Source organism: uncultured Microbacterium sp. (genome assembly GCF_913776565.1).
Classification (GTDB): Bacteria; Actinomycetota; Actinomycetes; order Actinomycetales; family Microbacteriaceae; genus Microbacterium.
This window is the reverse complement of sequence record NZ_CAJYPF010000016.1, coordinates 1-18,660: the sequence shown is the minus strand read 5'-3', so window position 1 is coordinate 18,660 and position 18,660 is coordinate 1. Positions and strand designations below refer to the sequence as shown.

Genomic DNA, 18,660 nt, shown 5'->3' with positions numbered 1-18,660 from the left:
TCCAGCTCGGCGGGGTCGTCGAGCAGCTCGAGGGCCCGCGCGCGCACCGGCTCGAACTCGCTCACGACGACCTCGGCGAGTCCCTTCTTGAAGTCGCCGTATCCGCGACCCGCGTACTCGTCCTCGATCGAGGTGATGTCGCGACCGGTCAGCGCCGAGTAGATGACGAGCAGGTTCGAGACGCCGGGCTTCTCGTCCCGGTCGAAGCGCACCGCTCCCTCGGAGTCGGTGACGGCCCGCATGATCTTCTTCGCGCTGACCTTGGGGTCGTCGAGCAGCCACAGCACGCCGGCGTCGGACTCGGCCGACTTCGACATCTTCGACGTCGGGTTCTGCAGGTCGTAGATGCGCGCCGTCTCGCGCTGGATGACGGGCTTGGGCACCGTGAACGTCTGACCGTAGCGCTGGTTGAAGCGCTCGGCGAGATCGCGCGTGAGCTCGATGTGCTGCTTCTGGTCGTCACCGACGGGGACGACGTCGGTCTGGTACAGCAGGATGTCGGCGGCCATCAGCACCGGGTAGGTGAAGAGGCCGACGTTGGTGGCATCCGTTCCGTACCGAGCCGACTTGTCCTTGAACTGGGTCATGCGCCCGGCCTCGCCGAAGCCGGTCAGGGTCGACAGCACCCACTGCAGCTCGGCGTGCGCGGGCACGTGCGACTGCACGTACAGCGTCGAACGCGAGGGTTCGATGCCGGCGGCGATGTACTGGGCGGCGGTGCGACGGGTCTTCTCGCGGCGCTCGCCGGGGTCACCGGGCTGGGTGAGGGCGTGCAGATCGACGACCGAGAAGAAGGCGTCGTACTCGTCCTGCAGGTCGCGCCACTGCAGCAGGGCCCCGATGTAGTTGCCGATCTGGAGACTGTCGGCGGAGGGCTGCATTCAGGAGTAGAGGCGCTCAGTGGTCACCGTTCGATCCTAGGCCGCTTGCCCGGGCCATCCCGCCGACGGAGGGTCCGGGATGCCGCCACCCGAGCCGACGCGCGGTTCGCGGCGCGGGGGCATCCGGAGGGGTGCCTTCATGCCGGGCGGGCCGCGACGCTCCGAAGACGCGCCCTGGCGTGCCCGTCCGAGCGGGTGCCTCCACGCGGGACGCGCCGCGATGCCCCAGGGACGCCCCGGCGTCAGCGCCCGAGCGTGTAGTCCACGATCACGGGGGAGTGGTCGCTCCACCGCGTGTCGTACGACGGGGCACGGTCGACGCGATACGAGGTGACCCGCTCGGCGAGAGCGGGGGTGGCGACGTGGTAGTCGATGCGCCAGCCGCTGTCGGTGTCGAACGCCTTCCCGCGCATGGACCAGAACGTGTACGGGCCGTCGATCTCGCCCATGGCACGGCGGCCGACGTCGACCCAGCCGAGACCGGTGCCGGTGGACCCGTCGACGCCCTCGACCCGCTCACCCGCGGGGCCGAAGAAGCGGTCGAGATAGGCGCGCTCGCGCGGAAGGAATCCCGCGTTCTTGCGGTTACCGCGCCAGTTCTTGATGTCGAGCTCGCGGTGTCCGACGTTGAGGTCGCCGACGACGAGAGCGAGATCCCGCTCCTCGGCGAGTTCGCCGAGACGGCGCTCCATGGCGTCGAGGAAGAGCCACTTGGCATCCTGCTTGGGGGTGTCGACCTCGCCGCTGTGCACGTAGGCGCTGACGACGGTCAGTGTCTCGCCGTCGACGTCGAAGTCGGTCTCGATCCACCGGCCCGAGGCGTCGAGGGGGTCGGGACCGAGATGCGTGCGCGTCTCGACGCCGGGCAGGCGGCTGATGATCGCGACGCCCGCACGTCCCTTCTGCAGCGCCTCGTCGTTGACGATCTGCCAGCCGGGCAGGGCGTCGGCCAGTTGCTCGCCCGTGGCGCGGACCTCCTGCAGGGCGACGATGTCGGCACCGGAGGCGTCGAGCCAGTCGTTCATGCCCTTGCGGACGGCGGCACGGATGCCATTGACGTTGATCGAGACGATGCGTACGGAACGAGCCACCCGACGAGCCTAACCGCGACCTCCGACACCGGGCCCGACCGGGTCGAGGGCCGTCCGTTCAGTCGGGGATGAGCGAGGTCCGGCGGGGAGCGGGGACGTCGGCCTCGGCGCGGGCCAGCGTCTTCTCGGCGGCCGTGAGGCGTCGGCGTGCCCGCCACCGCCACGGCCAGCGCGAGAGGGCCAGCTGCTTCTCGGCCTCGCGCACCCCGACCTGCGCCGCGATGACCAGGGCCGCCTGCTCCATCGCGCGACGGTCTTCGGGGGAGCGCAGCGGGACGTCGCGGTCGCCGGCGGCAACGGCGATCCACGCCGCCGACACGAGGATGACGATCCCGATGAAACGGAACCACAGCAGGAAGCCGATCAGGACGGTGAAGGTCGACAGCAGCGGATTGGACGGGGTGTAGACGAAGAGGAAGCCCGCTCCGATCTGCAGCACCACCATGCCGACCGCCCCGACGACCGCACCCGGCCAGGCTCTCCGCCAGGTGAGTGTGGTCCCGGTGAGGAAGCGGAAGAGCGAGGCCAGTGCGACCGTGTTGACCCCGAAGGCCACCACGATCGAGATCAGGCGCGCGCCGATCGACCACCCCAGCGTCTCTTTGTCCCAGCCGATGAGGCCGAACACCAGGTCGACCGCGCCGGTGGTGATCGATCCCAGAAGGGCCCCGATCAGCAGCGAGATGCCGAAGAGGACCGACGCGAGGAAGTCGCGCGCCTTGAGCATCACGTAGTTGCGCCGGTCGAAGGGCAGGCCGAACGTGTCGCGCACCGCCCGTCGCGTGAAGGTCACGAAACCGATCGCCGTCCAGATGACCACCACGGCGGCGACGCCGCCGGTGATGGTCAGCAGACGCCCGCTCTCCTGCGTGGCGGCCTCGACCTGCTCGGGTGTGACCAGACCGTGGGCGCTGATGAGCCCGGGGATGTACCCGTTGACGATGCGGATGAGGCCGTCCACCGCGGCTCTACTGCCCCCCAGCCAGATACCGACGCCTGCGAACGCGAGGTACAGGGCCGAGAAGACGGCGAACAGGCCCTGGTAGCTCATGCCCGCCGCGAGCAGAAAGCCGTTGTGCTGCAGGAAGTGCCGCCACACGCGGATCGGGAACCACTGCGCGATCCTGGCCGCCCGCGCGATCGGCTGGTCGAGTCGCTCGCGCACGGCGGACTGCGCTTCGGTGAGTCGGTCGCGCAACGACGTCTCGTCGCCGCGCACCGCGGGCAGCGGTCGCGGGTCGGGGGGCGTGTCGGTCACCGGGAAAGCCTAATGAATGGATGCCGCCCGCCCGGCCCGGCCGCGTCACGGCATCCCTCGGTTCATCCGCGCGCGCCCTGCCGGACCCTGTCGCCTCGCTCCGGTTCGAGGCGATGGATCGGGGCGACTCGAGCGGGGGAGGACGCCGGATACGCCGAACGGCGGGGCGCCGGAGCGCACCCGCCGTTCGAGAGGAGAGGGGTCAGCGACCGCCGCGGAGGACGGCCTGCTTGACCTCGGCGATGGCCTTGGTGACCTCGATGCCGCGGGGGCACGCCTCGGTGCAGTTGAAGGTGGTGCGGCAGCGCCACACGCCCTCTTTGTCGTTGAGGATGTCGAGGCGCACGTCGCCGGCGTCGTCGCGCGAGTCGAAGATGAAGCGGTGCGCGTTGACGATCGCGGCGGGGCCGAAGTACTGCCCGTCGGTCCAGAACACGGGGCACGACGAGGTGCACGCGGCGCAGAGGATGCACTTGGTGGTGTCGTCGAAGACCTCGCGGTCGACGATCGACTGCACGCGTTCCTTGCCGGGTTCCGGCTTCGTGTTCGAGATGAGGAAGGGCTGCACCTCGCGGTAGGAGGCGAAGAACGGCTCCATGTCGACGATGAGGTCCTTCTCGAGCGGCAGGCCCTTGATCGCCTCGACGTAGATCGGCTGCGAGATGTCGAGATCCTTGATCAGCGTCTTGCAGGCCAGGCGGTTGCGGCCGTTGATGCGCATGGCATCCGATCCGCAGATGCCGTGCGCGCACGAGCGGCGGAACGACAGCGAGCCGTCGACCTCCCACTTGATCTTGTGCAGGGCGTCGAGCACGCGGTCGGTGGAGTACAGCTCCACGTCGTAGTCGACCCAGCGGGGCTCCTCGTCGACCTCGGGGTCGAAGCGGCGGATGTTGAAGGTGACGAGGAACGACTGGATGCCGGTGTCCTCAGGAGTCTGCTCGACCTCTTCCGAGGTGTCGACCTGCTCGATGACGGTGGATGCCATCTCAGTACTTCCTCTCCAGCGGCGGGTAGCGCAGCTCCCCGGCCTCGTTCTTGGTGAACACGACGGGCTTCCAGCCGAGTTCGATGTGATCCGCGGGGTGGGACGAGTGCGGGTCACCCGACAGGTACGCCATGGTGTGCTGCATGTAGTTCTCGTCGTCGCGCGTGGGGAAGTCGTCGCGCATGTGGCCGCCGCGGCTCTCCTCGCGGTTCTGCGCCGAGTAGACGACGACCTCGGCGAGGTCGAGCAGGAAGCCCAACTCGACGGCCTCGAGCAGGTCGGTGTTGAAGCGCTTGCCCTTGTCGTCGACGTGGATGTTCTTGTAGCGCTCGCGCAGGTCGGCGATGACGTCCATGACGTGGGCGAGGGACTCGTGCGTGCGGAAGACCTGCGCGCCCTTGTCCATCTCGTCCTGCAGCGTCTTGCGCAGCACCGCGATGCGCTCGGTGCCGCTGTTGTTGCGCAGTCCCTCGATGAGGCCGCGCACCTCGGCTGCCGGGTCTTCCGGCAGCGGGACGAACTCGGCGGTCTTGACGTACTCGACGGCGTTGCGTCCGGCGCGCTTGCCGAAGACGTTGATGTCCAGCAGCGAATTGGTGCCCAGGCGGTTCGACCCGTGAACCGAGACGCACGCGCACTCGCCGGCGGCGTACAGACCCGGCACGACGGTGTCGTTGTCGGCGAGCACCTCGGCCTTGATGTTGGTGGGGATGCCGCCCATCGCGTAGTGCGCGGTCGGCATCACGGGGACCGGCTCGACGACCGGGTCGACACCCAGGTAGGTGCGGGCGAACTCGGTGATGTCGGGGAGCTTCGTCTCGAGGACCTCGGCGCCCAGGTGCGTGCAGTCCAGCAGCACGTAGTCGCGGTGGGGGCCGGCGCCGCGGCCCTCGGCGACCTCCTGCACCATGCAGCGCGCGACGATATCGCGCGGAGCGAGGTCCTTGATGGTCGGGGCGTAGCGCTCCATGAACCGCTCTCCGCTGGCGTTGCGCAGGATCGCGCCCTCGCCGCGAGCACCCTCGGTGAGCAGGATGCCGAGACCGGCGAGACCGGTCGGGTGGAACTGGAAGAACTCCATGTCCTCGAGCGGCAGGCCCTTGCGCCAGACGATGCCGACGCCGTCACCGGTGAGGGTGTGGGCGTTCGAGGTGGTCTTGAAGATCTTGCCGAAGCCGCCGGTCGCGAAGACGACCGCCTTCGACTGGAAGACGTGCAGCTCGCCGGTGGCGAGGTCGTAGGCGACGACGCCGGCGACCTGCGTCTTGCCCGCGGCATCCTTCACCGTGATGAGGTCGAGCACGTAGAACTCGTTGAAGAAGTTGATGCCGAGCTTCACGCAGTTCTGGAACAGCGTCTGCAGGATCATGTGACCGGTGCGGTCGGCGGCGTAGCACGCGCGACGCACGGGCGTCTTGCCGTGGTCGGCCGTGTGGCCGCCGAAGCGGCGCTGGTCGATCTTGCCCTCGGGAGTGCGGTTGAAGGGAAGGCCCATGTTCTCGAGGTCGATGACGGCGTCGATGGCCTCTTTAGCGAGGATCTCGGCGGCATCCTGGTCGACGAGGTAGTCGCCGCCCTTGATGGTGTCGAAGGTGTGCCACTCCCACGAGTCCTCTTCGACGTTGGCGAGCGCCGCGGCCATACCGCCCTGCGCCGCACCGGTGTGCGAGCGGGTGGGGTACAGCTTCGAGATGACGGCGGTCTTCGCTCCGGGACCGGCCTCGATGGCGGCGCGCATGCCGGCGCCGCCGGCGCCGACGATCACGACGTCGAACTGGTGGTAGTGGACGCCGTCCTTGACGATCGAGTCCGAGCTGGTCTGAGTGCTCACGTGTGCAATACCTCTGCTGTCAGGGGAAAGAAGGGATGCCGCCGGCTCACGCCGCCTGGCACACGTCCCACAGGGAGCTGCTCTCGGTCACGCCGAGGCAGGGGTCGAACGTGAAGACGACGAGCGTGCCGAGCAGGATCAGGAACCCGGCCGACACCCACAGCGAACCGACGAGGATCGTGCGGATCTTGGCGTTCGTGACGTAGTCGTTCACGATCGTGCGCATGCCGTTGGCGCCGTGGATCAGCGCGAGCCACAGCATCAAGACGTCCCACCACTGCCAGAACGGCGAGGCGAGCTTGCCCGCGACGAACGCGAAGTCGATCTGGTGGATGCCGTCGCCCGTCATGAGGTTGACGAACAGGTGGCCGAAGATCAGGACGATCAGCAGCACGCCGGAGGCGCGCATGTAGATCCAGCCCCACTTCTCGAGGTTGGAGCCCTTCTTGCGGACGCTGGGCGTGCGCGGGGCGGGGATCGTGGCGGCTTCTTGGGCGACGGACATCAGTGGCTCCCGGTGACGGCGCTGAAGACGTTGATCAGGTGACGCGGGGTGAAGCCCGCCATGGTGACGACCCAGAGGCCCAGCACGCCCCACCAGAGCTGGCGCTGGTGGCGGGTGGCCCAGGGCCAGAAGTCGACCAGGATGATGCGCAGGCCGTTGAAGGCGTGGTACGCGATCGCGCCGACGAGGGCGACCTCGCCGAGACCCATCACGGGGTTCTTGTACGTGCCGATGACGGCGTCGTACGCCTCGGGCGAGACGCGGATGAGCGCCGTGTCGAGGATGTGGACGAGCAGGAAGAAGAAGATCGCCACACCGGTGATGCGGTGCAGGACCCAGGACCACATCCCCTCGCGACCGCGGTAGAGAGTGCCGCGCGGCCTCTTCGACGTCGTTTCCTTCACCGACGGCGTGGCACGTGCTGGTGCTGACACGGTCGTCCTCCCTGATCGAACACGGTGTGGGGGCCCGCACAGGCCCCGAGCGTCACACGGGCGCTCCTGAATACTACGTCCGGCCTATGAATCCCGGGGATTAGGCGGTCCTAAGACTCTCTCGATATCGAGATAGTTCTTCGGATGCCGTGGACCCGGTGCGGGAGGGGCGCGATCGGGTCCGCCGCGGCGCGGGCACTAGGGTCGGTGCCATGGCAGACCTCGCTATCGACGACTTCTACGCCGTGATCCCCGCCGGGGGCATCGGGAGCCGGCTCTGGCCGCTCTCTCGCGCCGACGCACCCAAGTTCCTGCACGACCTCACCGGATCGGGGCAGACGCTGCTGCGCGACACGTGGGACCGCCTCGCCCCGCTCTCGGGCGAGAACCGGATCGCGGTCGTCACCGGGCGCGCGCACCGCGCCGCGGTCGAGCGCGAGCTGCCCGGAGTCCCGGATCACAACGTCTTCCTCGAGTCGGAGCCGCGCGACTCCTCGGCCGCGATCGGCCTCGCGGCCGCGATCCTCGTCCGCCGCGAGCCCGACGTCATCATCGGATCGTTCGCCGCGGACCACGTCATCCGTCAGACCCGTCAATTCGACTTCGCGGTGCGTCAGGCCGTCGCCGTCGCCCGCGCCGGGTACATCTGCACCATCGGCATCCAGCCCGCCGAGGCCTCGGTCGGTTTCGGCTACATCAAGCAGGCCGACGAACTGATCGTCGACGGCGCCCCCGAGGCGTACACGGTCGAGCGTTTCGTCGAGAAGCCCGACCTCGAGACCGCCAAGCAGTACTTCTCGGACCGGTCGTACCTGTGGAATGCGGGCATGTTCATCACGCGGGCCGACGTGCTGCTCGCGGAGCTCGCCGTGAACGAGCCCGAGCTGCACGCGGGGCTGCTCGAGCTCGCCGAGGCCTGGGACGATCGCGACCGCCGCGGGCCGGCCGTGGACCGCATCTGGCCGGAGCTGAAGAAGATCGCGATCGACTACTCGGTCGCCGAGCCCGCGGCCGAGAAGGGCCGCCTCGCCGTCATCCCGGGGCACTTCGACTGGGACGACGTCGGCGACTTCGCCAGCCTGTCCAAGCTCAACTCCTCGGGCGGTCGCAACGAGCTCGCGATCCTCGGCGAGGATGCCCGCGTGCTGTCGGATGCCTCGAGCGGCATCGTGGTCTCGCAGACCAAGCGGGTCATCAGCCTCATCGGCGTGCGCGACATCGTCGTGGTCGACACCCCCGATGCGCTGCTGGTCACCACGAGCGAGAACGCCCAGCGCGTCAAGGGCGTCGTGGACGCCCTCAAGCTCACCGGCCGCGGCGACGTTCTCTGACACCGGATGCCACACTCGGTGGCATCCGGTTCCTGTTCTGCGTCCGCGTGTGGCGGGCTCGTCACGCGAGATTGCGTCTTTGTAACCATTGGCGTGCAGCGGGCCTCTCGGGGCGCAAGCGGACCGACACAGTAGGTAACGTGACGGCATCGTCCCCCGAACCCGTTGGGGGCATCCGTCTTGGAGGACCATTCGTGAAGACCACGAAGAAGGCCGTCGTCAGCGGCCTCGCCATGATCGGCGCGGCTGCGCTGCTCGCCGGTTGCGGCGCCGCACCCGAGAGCAACGGCGCGTCCGGCGCGGCCGGAGGAAGCGTCGTCGACGGCTTCACCCCCTGCATCATCTCGGATGACGGTGGCTGGAACGACCGCTCGTTCAACCAGTCCGCCAAGGAGGGCATCGACAAGGCCGCCGCCGAGCTCGGCGTCAAGTCGATCGACGTCGAGTCGAGCTCGGCGAACGACTACGCCCCCAACCTCGAGAACCTCGTGGCCGAGGGCTGCACGTTCATCGTCGCCGTCGGCTTCAAGCTGAGCGCCGACACCGTGGCCTCGGCGACGGCCAACCCGAACCTGCAGTACGCCATCATCGACGACCGTGCGGACACCGACAACAACGGTGAGACCGACGCCCCGAACATCAAGCCGCTGCTGTTCGACACGGTCCAGGCCGCCTACCTCGGTGGCTACGCCGCCGCCGCCTACTCCGCGGAGAACGGTGTCAACAAGGTCGGCACCGTCGGCGGCATCCCGATCCCGCCGGTCACCATCTTCATGGACGGCTTCGTCGACGGCGTCAAGAAGTACGACGAGGACAAGGGCGGCAACGTCCAGACCTTCGGCTGGGACGTCGCCGCGCAGAACGGTTCGTTCACCGGTGGCTTCGCCGCCAACGACGCGGCCAAGCAGGCCGCTCAGGGTCTGCTCGACCAGGGCGTCGACGTGCTCCTGCCCGTCGGTGGCCCGATCTACAGCAGCGCCGCCGACGCGATCCGCGACAGCGGCTCGAAGAGCGTCATGCTCGGTGTCGACTCCGACCTCGCCAAGGCCGACCCGAACGTGTCGGACCTGGTGCTGACCTCGATCCTCAAGCGCATCGACACCGCGGTCTACGACGCGGTGACGCAGGCCGCCAAGGGCGAGTTCGACGTGACCCCCTACGTGGGCACGCTCGAGAACGACGGCGTCGGCCTGGCCGACTTCAACTCGAAGTTCACCCTGCCGGCCGGTCTGACCGACGAGCTCTCGGCTCTGCGCGAGCAGATCGTCTCGGGCTCGCTGAAAGTCACCTCGCCCAGCTCGCCGTAAGGCAGCCTCTCGAAACCGCGGCCGCTCGGATCCGTCCGGGCGGCCGCGGTTTCCGTCCGCCTTCACAACGTCTTCGAATAAGGTGCACAGCATGAAGCTCGAGCTCCGCGGCATCACCAAGCGGTTCGGGTCCCTGGTTGCGAACGATCACATCGATCTGGTCGTCCAGCCGGGCGAGATCCACGCTCTCCTCGGAGAGAACGGTGCCGGTAAATCCACACTCATGAACGTCCTCTACGGTCTGTACCAGGCCGATGAGGGAGAGATCCTGCTGGACGACGTCGTCCAGCGCTTCCGCGGCCCCGGCGACGCCATGGCCGCGGGCATCGGCATGGTGCACCAGCACTTCATGCTCATCCCCGTCTTCACCGTCGCCGAGAACGTCATGCTCGGCCATGAGAACACCAAGGCCCTGGGCGCGCTCGACCTGAACGCCGCCCGGAAGCACGTGCGCGACGTCGCGCAGCGCTTCGGGTTCGAGGTCGACCCCGACGCCCTCGTCGGCGACCTGCCGGTGGGCGTGCAGCAGCGCGTCGAGATCATCAAGGCGCTCTCTCGCGACGCCAAGGTCCTCGTCTTCGACGAGCCGACGGCCGTCCTCACCCCGCAGGAGACCGACGAGCTGATGGGCATCATGCGCCAGCTGCGCGATGAGGGCACGTCGATCGTCTTCATCACGCACAAGCTGCGCGAGGTGCGCGAGGTCGCCGACCGCATCACGGTCGTCCGACTGGGCAAGATCGTCGGCGAGGCCGAGCCCACCGCCAGCAACGGCGAACTCGCCTCGCTCATGGTCGGACGCGCCGTCGAGCTCACCGTCGTCAAGGATGCACCGAAGGCGGCGGCATCCGGCGGTCTGTCGATCCGCAACCTGCGCGTGGTCACGCCCGAGGGAGCGGTGGTCGTCGACGACGTCGACCTCGACGTGCGTCCGGGCGAGATCGTCGCGATCGCGGGTGTGCAGGGCAACGGACAGACCGAGCTCGTCGAGGCCATCGTCGGCCTGGCCGACGGCGTCACCGGCACCGTCGACCTCGACGGCACCGACCTGGTCGGCAAGAGCGTGCGCGCCATCCTCGACGCGGGCGTGGGCTTCGTGCCCGAGGACCGCAAAGAGGACGGACTGGTCGGAGCCTTCTCGGTGGCCGAGAACCTCATCCTCGACCGGTCCTCCGACTCCGCCTTCGTCTCGGGTGGCACCATCAAGCGGACCGCGCTGGGCGCCTTCGCGCGCGAGCGCATCGCCGAATACGACATCCGTACGCAGTCGGCATCCACCCCCGTCGGCACCCTCTCGGGCGGCAATCAGCAGAAGGTCGTCATCGCCCGCGAGATGAGCCGCCCGCTGAAGCTGTTCGTCGCCGCCCAGCCGACCCGCGGCGTCGACGTCGGCTCCATCGAATTCATCCACAAGCAGATCGTCGCCGCGCGCGATGCGGGAGTGCCCGTCATCGTCGTGTCGACCGAGCTCGACGAGATCGCCGCCCTCGGCGACCGCATCGCGGTCATGTACCGCGGCGGCATCGTGGGCATCGTGCCGGGGGACACCCCGCGCGAGGTGCTCGGGCTCATGATGGCGGGCGAGCAGCCCGCGGAGGAGACAGCGTGAGCGGCCACATCCCGAGCACGGGCGCGACCGGGGACTCCGGCCTGCCGCCCGAGCAGCTGCCCGGCGCGTCGGGGCCGCTGACCGGTCATGCCCCGGCCGAGACCCCCGCACCCCCGCGCACCAACCAGTTCCTCACGGAGCTGCTGCGCTCGTCGTGGATCACCACGGTGCTGGCGGTCGTCGCAGCGATGATCGTCGGCGGCATCCTCATGGCGGCCACGAACGACCAGGTCCGCGTCACGGCGGGGTACTTCTTCGCGCGCCCCGGCGACCTGCTGGCGGCGGTGTGGAACTCCGTCTACGGCGGGTACGAGGCCCTCTTCCGCGGTGCCATCTTCAACTCGCGCGTGTCCGACTTCGGCGCCCAGATCCGGCCCCTGACCAACACCCTGGGCTTCGCGGCTCCGCTCATCGCGGCCGGTCTCGGCGTGGCGCTCGCCTTCCGCGTGGGCCTGTTCAACATCGGTGGACGCGGCCAGATCCTCGTCGCGTGCGCCTTCGCCGGTCTCATCACCTTCAACCTCGACCTGCCGATGATCATCCAGCTGCCGCTGACGCTCATCGTCGGCATCGCCGGCGGAGCCCTCTGGGGTGGGATCGTCGGCCTGCTGAAGGCGCGCACCGGCGCGCACGAGGTCATCCTGACGATCATGCTCAACTACGTCGCCTACTACCTGGTCACGTGGATGGTGCGCACCCCGGGCCTGCTGCAGCGTCCCGCCGGCGACCAGCCGATCTCGTCGGCCACTCCCGCGAACGCGCAGTTCCCCGAGCTGTTCGGCCCCCAGTTCCCCCTGCTCGACCTGGGCTTCGTGTTCGTCGTGGCGGCCACCGTCTTCGTGTGGTGGCTCATGGAGCGCTCGAGCCTCGGCTTCCGCCTGCGCGCGGTGGGAGAGAACCCCCACGCCGCCCGCGCGGCCGGCATCTCGGTGCCCCGCATGTACGTCTACGCGATGCTCTTCGCCGGAGGCCTGGCGGGTCTCGCCGGGATGAACCAGATCCAGGGATCGGTCACCACGGGCTTCGACGGCCTCATCGACGCCGGCATCGGCTTCGACGCCATCACCGTGGCCCTGCTCGGGCGCAGCCGCCCGTGGGGCGTGTTCGCCGCCGGCATCCTGTTCGGGGCCCTCAAGTCGGGCTCGTTCACCATGCAGGCATCGCAGGGCATCCCCGTCGACATCGTGCTCGTCGTGCAGGCCCTCATCGTGCTGTTCATCGCGGCCCCGCCGCTGGTGCGCACGATCTTCTTCCTCCCCAAGAGCGAGGCCGAGCGCGCGGCCAAGGACCGGGCCAAGGCGGCCAAGAAGGCGGTGGCGGCATGACCGCGACGCATCTCGCGGATGACGCGATCCAGCTGACCACGGTGCGCGTGCGCCACATCAAGCTGGCGGTGAGCCTCGCGGTCGTGACCGTGCTGCTCGCCCTCCTTTTCGCCCTCGTGCCGCGCGACGGCCAGAGCACCTTCCGCCTCGGCGACCCCGCCTCGAACATCGACCTCGGCAGCGTGGGCGTCCCCACCGCCGCGACCAGCTGGGGCGTGCTCGTCGTTCTCGTGCTGCTGACCGCGTGGTCGGTCTGGGACGCGGTGAGCTACCGCCGTACCCCGCTGTGGCTGCCGATCGCCTTCGGCGCCCTCGCGGTGTTCGCGTTCCTCGTCTGGGCGGCCGCCGACGGTCTCGTGCCGGTCACGGGTCTGCTGTTCGGCGCGCTGTCGCTGTCGGTCCCGCTGATCTTCGGCGCGCTCGGCGGCGTGATCGGCGAACGCGTCGGCGTCGTCAACGTCGCCATCGAGGGACAGTTCCTGTTCGGGGCGTTCAGCGCCGCGCTCGTGGCATCTCTCACCCGCAACCCCTTCCTGGGACTCGTCGCGGCGATGGTGGGCGGCGTCCTCGTGGCCTTCGTGCTCGCGGCGTTCTCGATCAAGTACCTGGTCGACCAGGTGATCGTCGGTGTCGTGCTCAACGTGCTCGTGACCGGTCTGACCGGGTTCCTCTACGGCGCCCTGCTGGTGCCCAACGAAGACATCATGAACCGTCCCGAGCGCTTCCCCCGCTGGGAGATCCCGCTGCTCGGCGACATCCCGATCATCGGACCGGTGCTGTTCAACCAGACCTTCATCGTCTACCTGATGTACGCCGTCGTGGCCGTCGTGGCGTGGGGGCTCTACCGGACCCGTTGGGGTCTGCGCCTGCGCGCCGTCGGCGAGCACCCGCAGGCCGCCGACACCGTCGGCATCAAGGTCAATTCGAGCCGGTTCTGGAACGTCTCGCTCGCCGGCGCCATCGCCGGCATCGGCGGCGCGTACTTCACGCTCGTCTCGGTGGGGCAGTTCACCAAGGAGATGACGGCGGGCCTGGGCTTCATCGCCCTCGCCGCGGTCATCTTCGGCCGGTGGGACCCGATCCGCGCCACTCTCGCGGCGCTGCTGTTCGGTTTCGCGACCAACCTGCAGAACCTGCTGACGGTCCTGCGCACCCCGATCCCCAGCGAGTTCATGCTTATGCTGCCCTACGTCGTGACCATCATCGCGGTGGCCGGCTTCGCAGGGCAGATCCGCGGCCCCGCGGCCGCCGGAAAGCCCTACATCAAGGGCTGACCAGGCCCGCTTCCCCCTTCACGAGAGGACCCTGCACTCCACGATGACCGACATCGACTGGGACGAACTCCGCGTCGCCGCCACGGATGCCATGCACCGCGCCTACGCGCCCTACTCGCGCTTCAAGGTGGGCGCCGCGGCGCTCGTCGCCGACGGGCGCATCGTCTCGGGGTGCAACGTCGAGAACGCCTCGTACGGCGTCACGCTGTGCGCCGAGTGCGGGCTCGTGTCCGACCTGCACATGAGCGGGGGCGGCCAGCTGGTCGCCTTCGTGTGCGTGGACGGCGAGGGGCGCACCCTCATGCCGTGCGGTCGCTGCCGTCAGCTGCTGTTCGAGCACGCCATCCCCGGGATGCTGCTCGAGACGGTCAGCGGCATCCGCACCATCGACGAGGTGCTGCCCGACGCCTTCGGTCCGCGCGACCTCGAGGAGGCGGCGCGATGACCCTTCGACAGGCTCAGGGACCGGTGGAAGCATATGACGCGGTCGACATCATCCGCGCGCAGCGCGACGGCCGGCCGATCACCGAGGGCGAGATCCGGTGGCTCGTCGACGCCTACACGCGCGGCTACGTCATGGACGCGCAGATGTCGGCGTTCACGATGGCGGTCCTGCTGAACGGCCTCGGCCGGGATCAGATCCGCGTCCTCACCGACGCGATGATCGCCTCGGGCGAGCGTATGGACTTCTCGTCCCTCGGCAAGGTCACCGTCGACAAGCACTCGACGGGCGGCGTGGGCGACAAGATCACCCTGCCGCTCGCCCCGCTGGTCGCCGTGTTCGGCGTGGCGGTGCCGCAGCTGTCGGGCCGCGGGCTCGGGCACACCGGCGGCACCCTCGACAAGCTCGAGTCGATCCCCGGCTGGCGCGCGGCGCTGTCGAACGACGAGATCATGGCGCAGCTGCGCGATGTCGGTGCGGTCATCTGCGCCGCGGGCACGGGTCTCGCGCCCGCCGACAAGAAGCTCTACGCCCTGCGGGACGTCACCGGCACGGTCGAGGCCATCCCGCTGATCGCCTCGAGCATCATGTCGAAGAAGATCGCCGAGGGCACCGACTCGCTCGTGCTCGACGTGAAGTTCGGTTCGGGTGCCTTCATGCAGGACATCGATCGCGCGCGCGAGCTCGCCGAGACGATGGTCGCGCTCGGCACCGACTCGGGCGTGAACACCACGGCCCTGCTCACCGACATGAACACCCCGCTGGGCCTGGCCATCGGCAACGCCAACGAGGTGCGCGAGTCGGTAGAGGTGCTGGCCGGCGGTGGCCCCGCCGACGTGGTCGAACTCACCGTCGCCCTGGCGCGTGAGATGCTGACCCTCGCGGGGCAGCCCGACGCCGACGTCGAGGCCGCGCTCTCGGACGGCCGGGCGATGGACGTGTGGAAGCGCATGATCCGTGCCCAGGACGGGGATCCGGATGCCGCACTGCCCACCCCTCGCGAGACGCACACCATCGTCGCCGAGCGGTCAGGCGTCGTGACGCGCGTGGATGCGCTGCCGTTCGGCATCGGCGCATGGCGCCTGGGAGCCGGTCGCGCGCGGGCCGAGGATGCGGTCGTGCACGCCGCGGGCATCGACCTGCACGTCACCGTGGGGCAGTCGATCAGCGCCGGACAGCCGCTGTTCACCCTCTCGGCCGACGACGAGTCGCGCTTCGATCGCGCCCTCGGCGCGGTCGAGGGGGCCTGGGAGATCGGCGACACCGCGCCCGCGGCATCCCTGATCGTGCGCGAACGCATCACGGCGTGATGGCCGCCGGGAAGAGGAGCACCATGGCCGCCGACGAGTTCCGGGTGCAGGGGCGCAAGGTTCGCGAGCTGCCCAAGGTGTCGCTGCACGACCACCTCGACGGGGGCCTGCGTCCCGCGACGGTGCTCGAGCTGGCCGACGAGATCGGCCTCGACCTGCCCGCGAACGACGCGAAGAGCCTCGAGGCGTGGTTCTCGGACCACATCGACGGCGGCTCCCTCGAGGACTACCTCGAGAAGTTCGACGTCACCGTCGGCGTCATGCAGACGCGCGAGGGGCTCGTGCGCGTGGCGAAGGAGTTCGTCGAGGACCTCGCCGCCGACGGCGTGGTCTACGGCGAGGTGCGGTGGGCGCCCGAGCAGCATCTGACCCGCGGCCTCAGCCTCGACGAGGTCGTGGACGCGGTGCAGGAGGGTATCGAAGAGGGCGAGGATGCCGCGGACGCCCGCGGACACGACATCCGCGTCGGTCAGCTGCTCACCGCGATGCGCCACACCGACAACTCGCGCGACATCGCCGAGCTCGCCGTCGCGTGGCGCGGTCGCGGGGTGGTCGGGTTCGACCTCGCCGGCGCGGAGGACGGGTTCCTCCCCAGCCGGCACCGCGCGGCGTTCGACTACCTGGCCGAGCAGTTCTTCCCCACGACGGTGCACGCCGGCGAGGGGGCGGGTCTGGCATCCATCCGCTCCGCCCTCATCGACGGTCGGGCCCTGCGTCTCGGCCACGGCGTGCGCATCGCCAACGACCTCGACGTCGTCTCACGCGAGGGCGAAGAGGTGCAGGTCACGTTCGGCGACCTGGCGCGCTGGGTCCGCGACCGCGAGATCACCCTCGAGCTCTCGCCGACGTCCAACCTGCAGTCCGGTGCCGTCAACGCCTGGGGCGACACCCTGGACGCGCACCCGTTCGACCTGCTGTACCAGCTCGACTTCTCGGTCACCGTGAACGTCGACAACCGCCTGATGAGCGCGACCACGCTCACGCGCGAGCTGGGTCTGCTCGCTCAGGCCTTCGAATACGACCTCGACGACCTCGAGGCGTTCCAGCTGAACGCGGCCGCGGGGGCATTCCTGCCGGTCGAGGAGCGCGAGGAGCTCATCGAGATCATCTCGGAGGGCTTCCAGCGCTGAGCTACTGCGAGGAGGCGCGCACCGGTTCCGGTGCGCGCCTCCTCGCGTCCCGCGCTCCGGATCTCGGCTCAGGAAATGCCTCGCGTGCCCGTGTGCGGAGCGGGCGAGGGCGTGTTCTTCCGGAGCGCGGGACGCCCGGGCGCGAGCCGGCGCCGAAGCGGCGCTGCAGTGCGCTTCATGCTGTCGTGCGCTTCATGCGTGCCGCTCTCCGGATCAGCGGTCTCTCAGACGGCTTCCGCGTGCCTCGACTCGCCGTCCACCACCGGATGAGCCGGAGCGCGGGACAGGCGGACCGTGATCCAGGATGCTCTGCAGCTGGAGGCGGACAGCGTCGGGGCGCGAGAGGACGTCCGCCGCGAGGAGGCGGACCGTGCAGAAGCCCTGCGCCAGGGCCGCGGCGTCGCGGTGCCGGTCGCGGACGTGAGCCTCCCACTCGGAGTGGAACTGTCGGCTGTCGCACTCCACGATGAGCCACCCGTCGACGAGGAGGTCGACCCTCCCCACTCCCCGGATGACGACCTGCAGTTCGGCTCGATGACCGAGCGTGCGCAGGATCAGCCTGACGAGCGTCTCGACTCCCGCTTCGCTACGGGGATCCAACAGCGTCCGCAGCACCTGGAGCGCTCGCGGCAGGCGACGGAAGACCTCGTCGATGCCCTCGACATCCACCACACCGAGGTGCCACGCGCTGTCGAGCGTGGCGATGGCGTGTCGCGCCGGTTGGCACAGGACCGCCTGGGTCAGTGCCTCCACCACGTCGACGGCCAACGAAGCGGCGGGCGCAGACGACGACCGCCAGTGGCACCGGACGCGGGCAGGCCGCAGTGGTAGACGCGTCGCGTGCCGATCGACCTGGATGTGCGGACCGTCATGCGTGTGGACGAAGACTCCGAGATGGGACAGCAACGAGATGCAGTCGACGCGACCGCCCCATCGTGCGGCGTCGATGAAGATGTCCGGAGTGTGTTCGAGCGCGTATCGCCCCAGCCGGAGACGGATCACGCGCCCCTGCCGCACGGCGGTCGCGATCTGTCGTTTGGTCAGGCCCGCCTCGCGCAGGTCGCTCGTGGACAGAGCTTGCGGGAGCGGGGACGGGGTCTGCACCCGTCCAGGGTGGTCGGACGCCCGGGCGTGTGGACCCCGTCTCGAGAAAACGGGGATTGATGCGGGCCTGTGCAGGAGGAGTGAGTGCGGGGGCCGTCGTGTGCCGCGCTCCGGACGACTCCTGCCAATCCCCGCTGATTTCGACCTCGCCGACGGTATGGAGCGGGGATGTTCCGGAGCGCGGGACCCGCGCGGAGCGCCGCGCGCGGCCGGGTGCGGGCTACGGCCGCGGCAGGAACCCCGCCAGCTGCTCCGCGATCACCCGGTCCACGTCGGCCGGGTCGGCGGTGGGCGTGCCGTCGCCGGGCTGCGGGCCATACGAACCGAACGAAGCGTGCGAGGCGCCGGGGATCTCGACGAAGGTCGCGTCCGCGGGGAGTTCGCCCTTGGCATCCGCGATCTTCTGCGGGGTGGACAGGCCGTCCTCGGACCCCGAGAGGCTGAGGACGGGAAGCCCGGATGCCGAGAGGTCGTTCGCGCAGTACGAGGCGAAGAGGACGAGGGCGTCGGCGTCGGTCGCGAGCTGACAGGCGCGGACGCCGCCGAGCGAGTGACCGCCCACGGCCCACGTGCGCACGTCGGGGGCGAGGTCGGTGAAGGTCGTCAGCGGGCGCGGGTCGAAGAACGCCAGGTTGAGCCAGGGACGGGTGATGACGACGGTGACGCCGTCGTCGACGACCGTGTCGGCGAAGGTCGCGATATACCCCTCTGGCTGGACCTTCGCGCCCGGAATGACCCCCCGGCCGCGCCCGGGCGCGCCGGCGGTGGGGGTCATGGGCGCCGAGTCCGGCCCGCTCGCCGACGCGCGCGCCAACCCGGGCCTGTCGATCACCGACGACG

General features: G+C 69.4%; 17 protein-coding genes. 8 read left to right on the top strand and 9 right to left on the bottom strand.

Annotated features, from left to right (window positions below):
* The 7 genes from trpS to sdhC all read right to left on the bottom strand — a co-directional run.
* A partial coding sequence (gene trpS / locus QZ433_RS01090) for a tryptophan--tRNA ligase (RefSeq protein WP_295779604.1) occupies positions 1-881 on the bottom strand: 881 nt, incomplete at its 3' end.
* Positions 882-1,123: 242 nt separating this feature from the next.
* On the bottom strand, positions 1,124-1,972 hold the full coding sequence (locus tag QZ433_RS01085) for an exodeoxyribonuclease III (RefSeq protein WP_295779603.1): 849 nt from the start codon (positions 1,970-1,972) through the stop codon (positions 1,124-1,126).
* Positions 1,973-2,030: 58 nt separating this feature from the next.
* Positions 2,031-3,230, bottom strand: a complete 1,200-nt coding sequence (locus tag QZ433_RS01080; RefSeq protein ID WP_295779602.1) for a YihY/virulence factor BrkB family protein — start codon at positions 3,228-3,230, stop codon at positions 2,031-2,033.
* A gap of 202 nt (positions 3,231-3,432) precedes the next feature.
* Complete coding sequence (locus QZ433_RS01075; protein ID WP_295779601.1) at positions 3,433-4,218, bottom strand: succinate dehydrogenase iron-sulfur subunit; 786 nt, start codon at positions 4,216-4,218, stop codon at positions 3,433-3,435.
* A gap of 1 nt (position 4,219) precedes the next feature.
* A complete protein-coding gene (sdhA, locus tag QZ433_RS01070) occupies positions 4,220-6,049 on the bottom strand; it encodes a succinate dehydrogenase flavoprotein subunit (RefSeq protein ID WP_295779600.1) in 1,830 nt (609 codons plus the stop codon).
* Positions 6,050-6,095: 46 nt separating this feature from the next.
* Positions 6,096-6,554: a succinate dehydrogenase hydrophobic membrane anchor subunit gene (locus QZ433_RS01065; RefSeq protein WP_108320626.1), complete on the bottom strand. Its 459-nt coding sequence runs from the start codon at positions 6,552-6,554 to the stop codon at positions 6,096-6,098.
* Positions 6,554-6,988, bottom strand: a complete 435-nt coding sequence (sdhC, locus tag QZ433_RS01060) for a succinate dehydrogenase, cytochrome b556 subunit (protein WP_108320627.1) — start codon at positions 6,986-6,988, stop codon at positions 6,554-6,556. The genes QZ433_RS01065 and sdhC overlap by 1 nt, the downstream gene beginning before the upstream one ends.
* 212 nt (positions 6,989-7,200) lie before the next feature.
* Between sdhC and QZ433_RS01055 the strand changes: the two genes are divergently transcribed.
* The 8 genes from QZ433_RS01055 to QZ433_RS01020 all read left to right on the top strand — a co-directional run bounded on the left by QZ433_RS01055 (position 7,201) and on the right by QZ433_RS01020 (position 16,716).
* A complete protein-coding gene (locus tag QZ433_RS01055; RefSeq protein ID WP_295779599.1) occupies positions 7,201-8,319 on the top strand; it encodes a mannose-1-phosphate guanylyltransferase in 1,119 nt (372 codons plus the stop codon).
* Between the two features lie 233 nt (positions 8,320-8,552).
* Complete coding sequence (locus QZ433_RS01050; protein WP_295779605.1) at positions 8,553-9,626, top strand: BMP family ABC transporter substrate-binding protein; 1,074 nt, start codon at positions 8,553-8,555, stop codon at positions 9,624-9,626.
* A 91-nt stretch (positions 9,627-9,717) separates the two neighbouring features.
* Entirely contained in the window at positions 9,718-11,235 is a 1,518-nt protein-coding gene (locus QZ433_RS01045; protein WP_295779598.1) for an ABC transporter ATP-binding protein, read from the top strand.
* On the top strand, positions 11,232-12,560 hold the full coding sequence (locus tag QZ433_RS01040) for an ABC transporter permease (RefSeq protein WP_295779597.1): 1,329 nt from the start codon (positions 11,232-11,234) through the stop codon (positions 12,558-12,560). The genes QZ433_RS01045 and QZ433_RS01040 overlap by 4 nt, the downstream gene beginning before the upstream one ends.
* Positions 12,557-13,834 (top strand): ABC transporter permease, encoded by a 1,278-nt coding sequence (locus QZ433_RS01035; protein WP_295779596.1) that lies wholly within the window; start codon positions 12,557-12,559, stop codon positions 13,832-13,834. Before QZ433_RS01040 ends, QZ433_RS01035 begins: the two co-directional genes overlap by 4 nt.
* A 43-nt stretch (positions 13,835-13,877) precedes the next feature.
* Positions 13,878-14,279 (top strand): cytidine deaminase, encoded by a 402-nt coding sequence (locus tag QZ433_RS01030; RefSeq protein ID WP_108320631.1) that lies wholly within the window; start codon positions 13,878-13,880, stop codon positions 14,277-14,279.
* Positions 14,276-15,586, top strand: a complete 1,311-nt coding sequence (locus QZ433_RS01025; protein ID WP_295779595.1) for a thymidine phosphorylase — start codon at positions 14,276-14,278, stop codon at positions 15,584-15,586. Before QZ433_RS01030 ends, QZ433_RS01025 begins: the two co-directional genes overlap by 4 nt.
* A 23-nt stretch (positions 15,587-15,609) precedes the next feature.
* Positions 15,610-16,716 carry an adenosine deaminase gene (locus QZ433_RS01020; protein WP_295779594.1) on the top strand — a complete coding sequence of 369 codons (1,107 nt, stop codon included), beginning with the start codon at positions 15,610-15,612 and terminating at the stop codon, positions 16,714-16,716.
* Between the two features lie 213 nt (positions 16,717-16,929).
* Here the strand turns inward: QZ433_RS01020 and QZ433_RS01015 are convergent, their stop codons facing one another.
* Together QZ433_RS01015 and QZ433_RS01010 are read right to left on the bottom strand one after the other, a co-directional pair.
* On the bottom strand, positions 16,930-17,820 hold the full coding sequence (locus QZ433_RS01015) for a hypothetical protein (RefSeq protein WP_295779593.1): 891 nt from the start codon (positions 17,818-17,820) through the stop codon (positions 16,930-16,932).
* Between the two features lie 220 nt (positions 17,821-18,040).
* Positions 18,041-18,660: alpha/beta hydrolase (locus QZ433_RS01010; protein ID WP_295779592.1), on the bottom strand; the 620-nt coding region annotated here is incomplete at its 5' end.

What these genes read in the sequence shown, in the direction of transcription:
- QZ433_RS01075 (WP_295779601.1), bottom strand. Translation starts at nt 4,218, where the DNA reads ATGGCATCCACCGTCATCGAGCAGGTCGACACCTCGGAAGAGGTCGAG.
- QZ433_RS01065 (WP_108320626.1), bottom strand. Translation starts at nt 6,554, where the DNA reads ATGTCCGTCGCCCAAGAAGCCGCCACGATCCCCGCCCCGCGCACGCCC.
- QZ433_RS01055 (WP_295779599.1), top strand. Translation starts at nt 7,201, where the DNA reads ATGGCAGACCTCGCTATCGACGACTTCTACGCCGTGATCCCCGCCGGG.
- QZ433_RS01050 (WP_295779605.1), top strand. Translation starts at nt 8,553, where the DNA reads ATGATCGGCGCGGCTGCGCTGCTCGCCGGTTGCGGCGCCGCACCCGAG.
- QZ433_RS01045 (WP_295779598.1), top strand. Translation starts at nt 9,718, where the DNA reads ATGAAGCTCGAGCTCCGCGGCATCACCAAGCGGTTCGGGTCCCTGGTT.
- QZ433_RS01035 (WP_295779596.1), top strand. Translation starts at nt 12,557, where the DNA reads ATGACCGCGACGCATCTCGCGGATGACGCGATCCAGCTGACCACGGTG.
- QZ433_RS01030 (WP_108320631.1), top strand. Translation starts at nt 13,878, where the DNA reads ATGACCGACATCGACTGGGACGAACTCCGCGTCGCCGCCACGGATGCC.
- QZ433_RS01025 (WP_295779595.1), top strand. Translation starts at nt 14,276, where the DNA reads ATGACCCTTCGACAGGCTCAGGGACCGGTGGAAGCATATGACGCGGTC.
- QZ433_RS01020 (WP_295779594.1), top strand. Translation starts at nt 15,610, where the DNA reads ATGGCCGCCGACGAGTTCCGGGTGCAGGGGCGCAAGGTTCGCGAGCTG.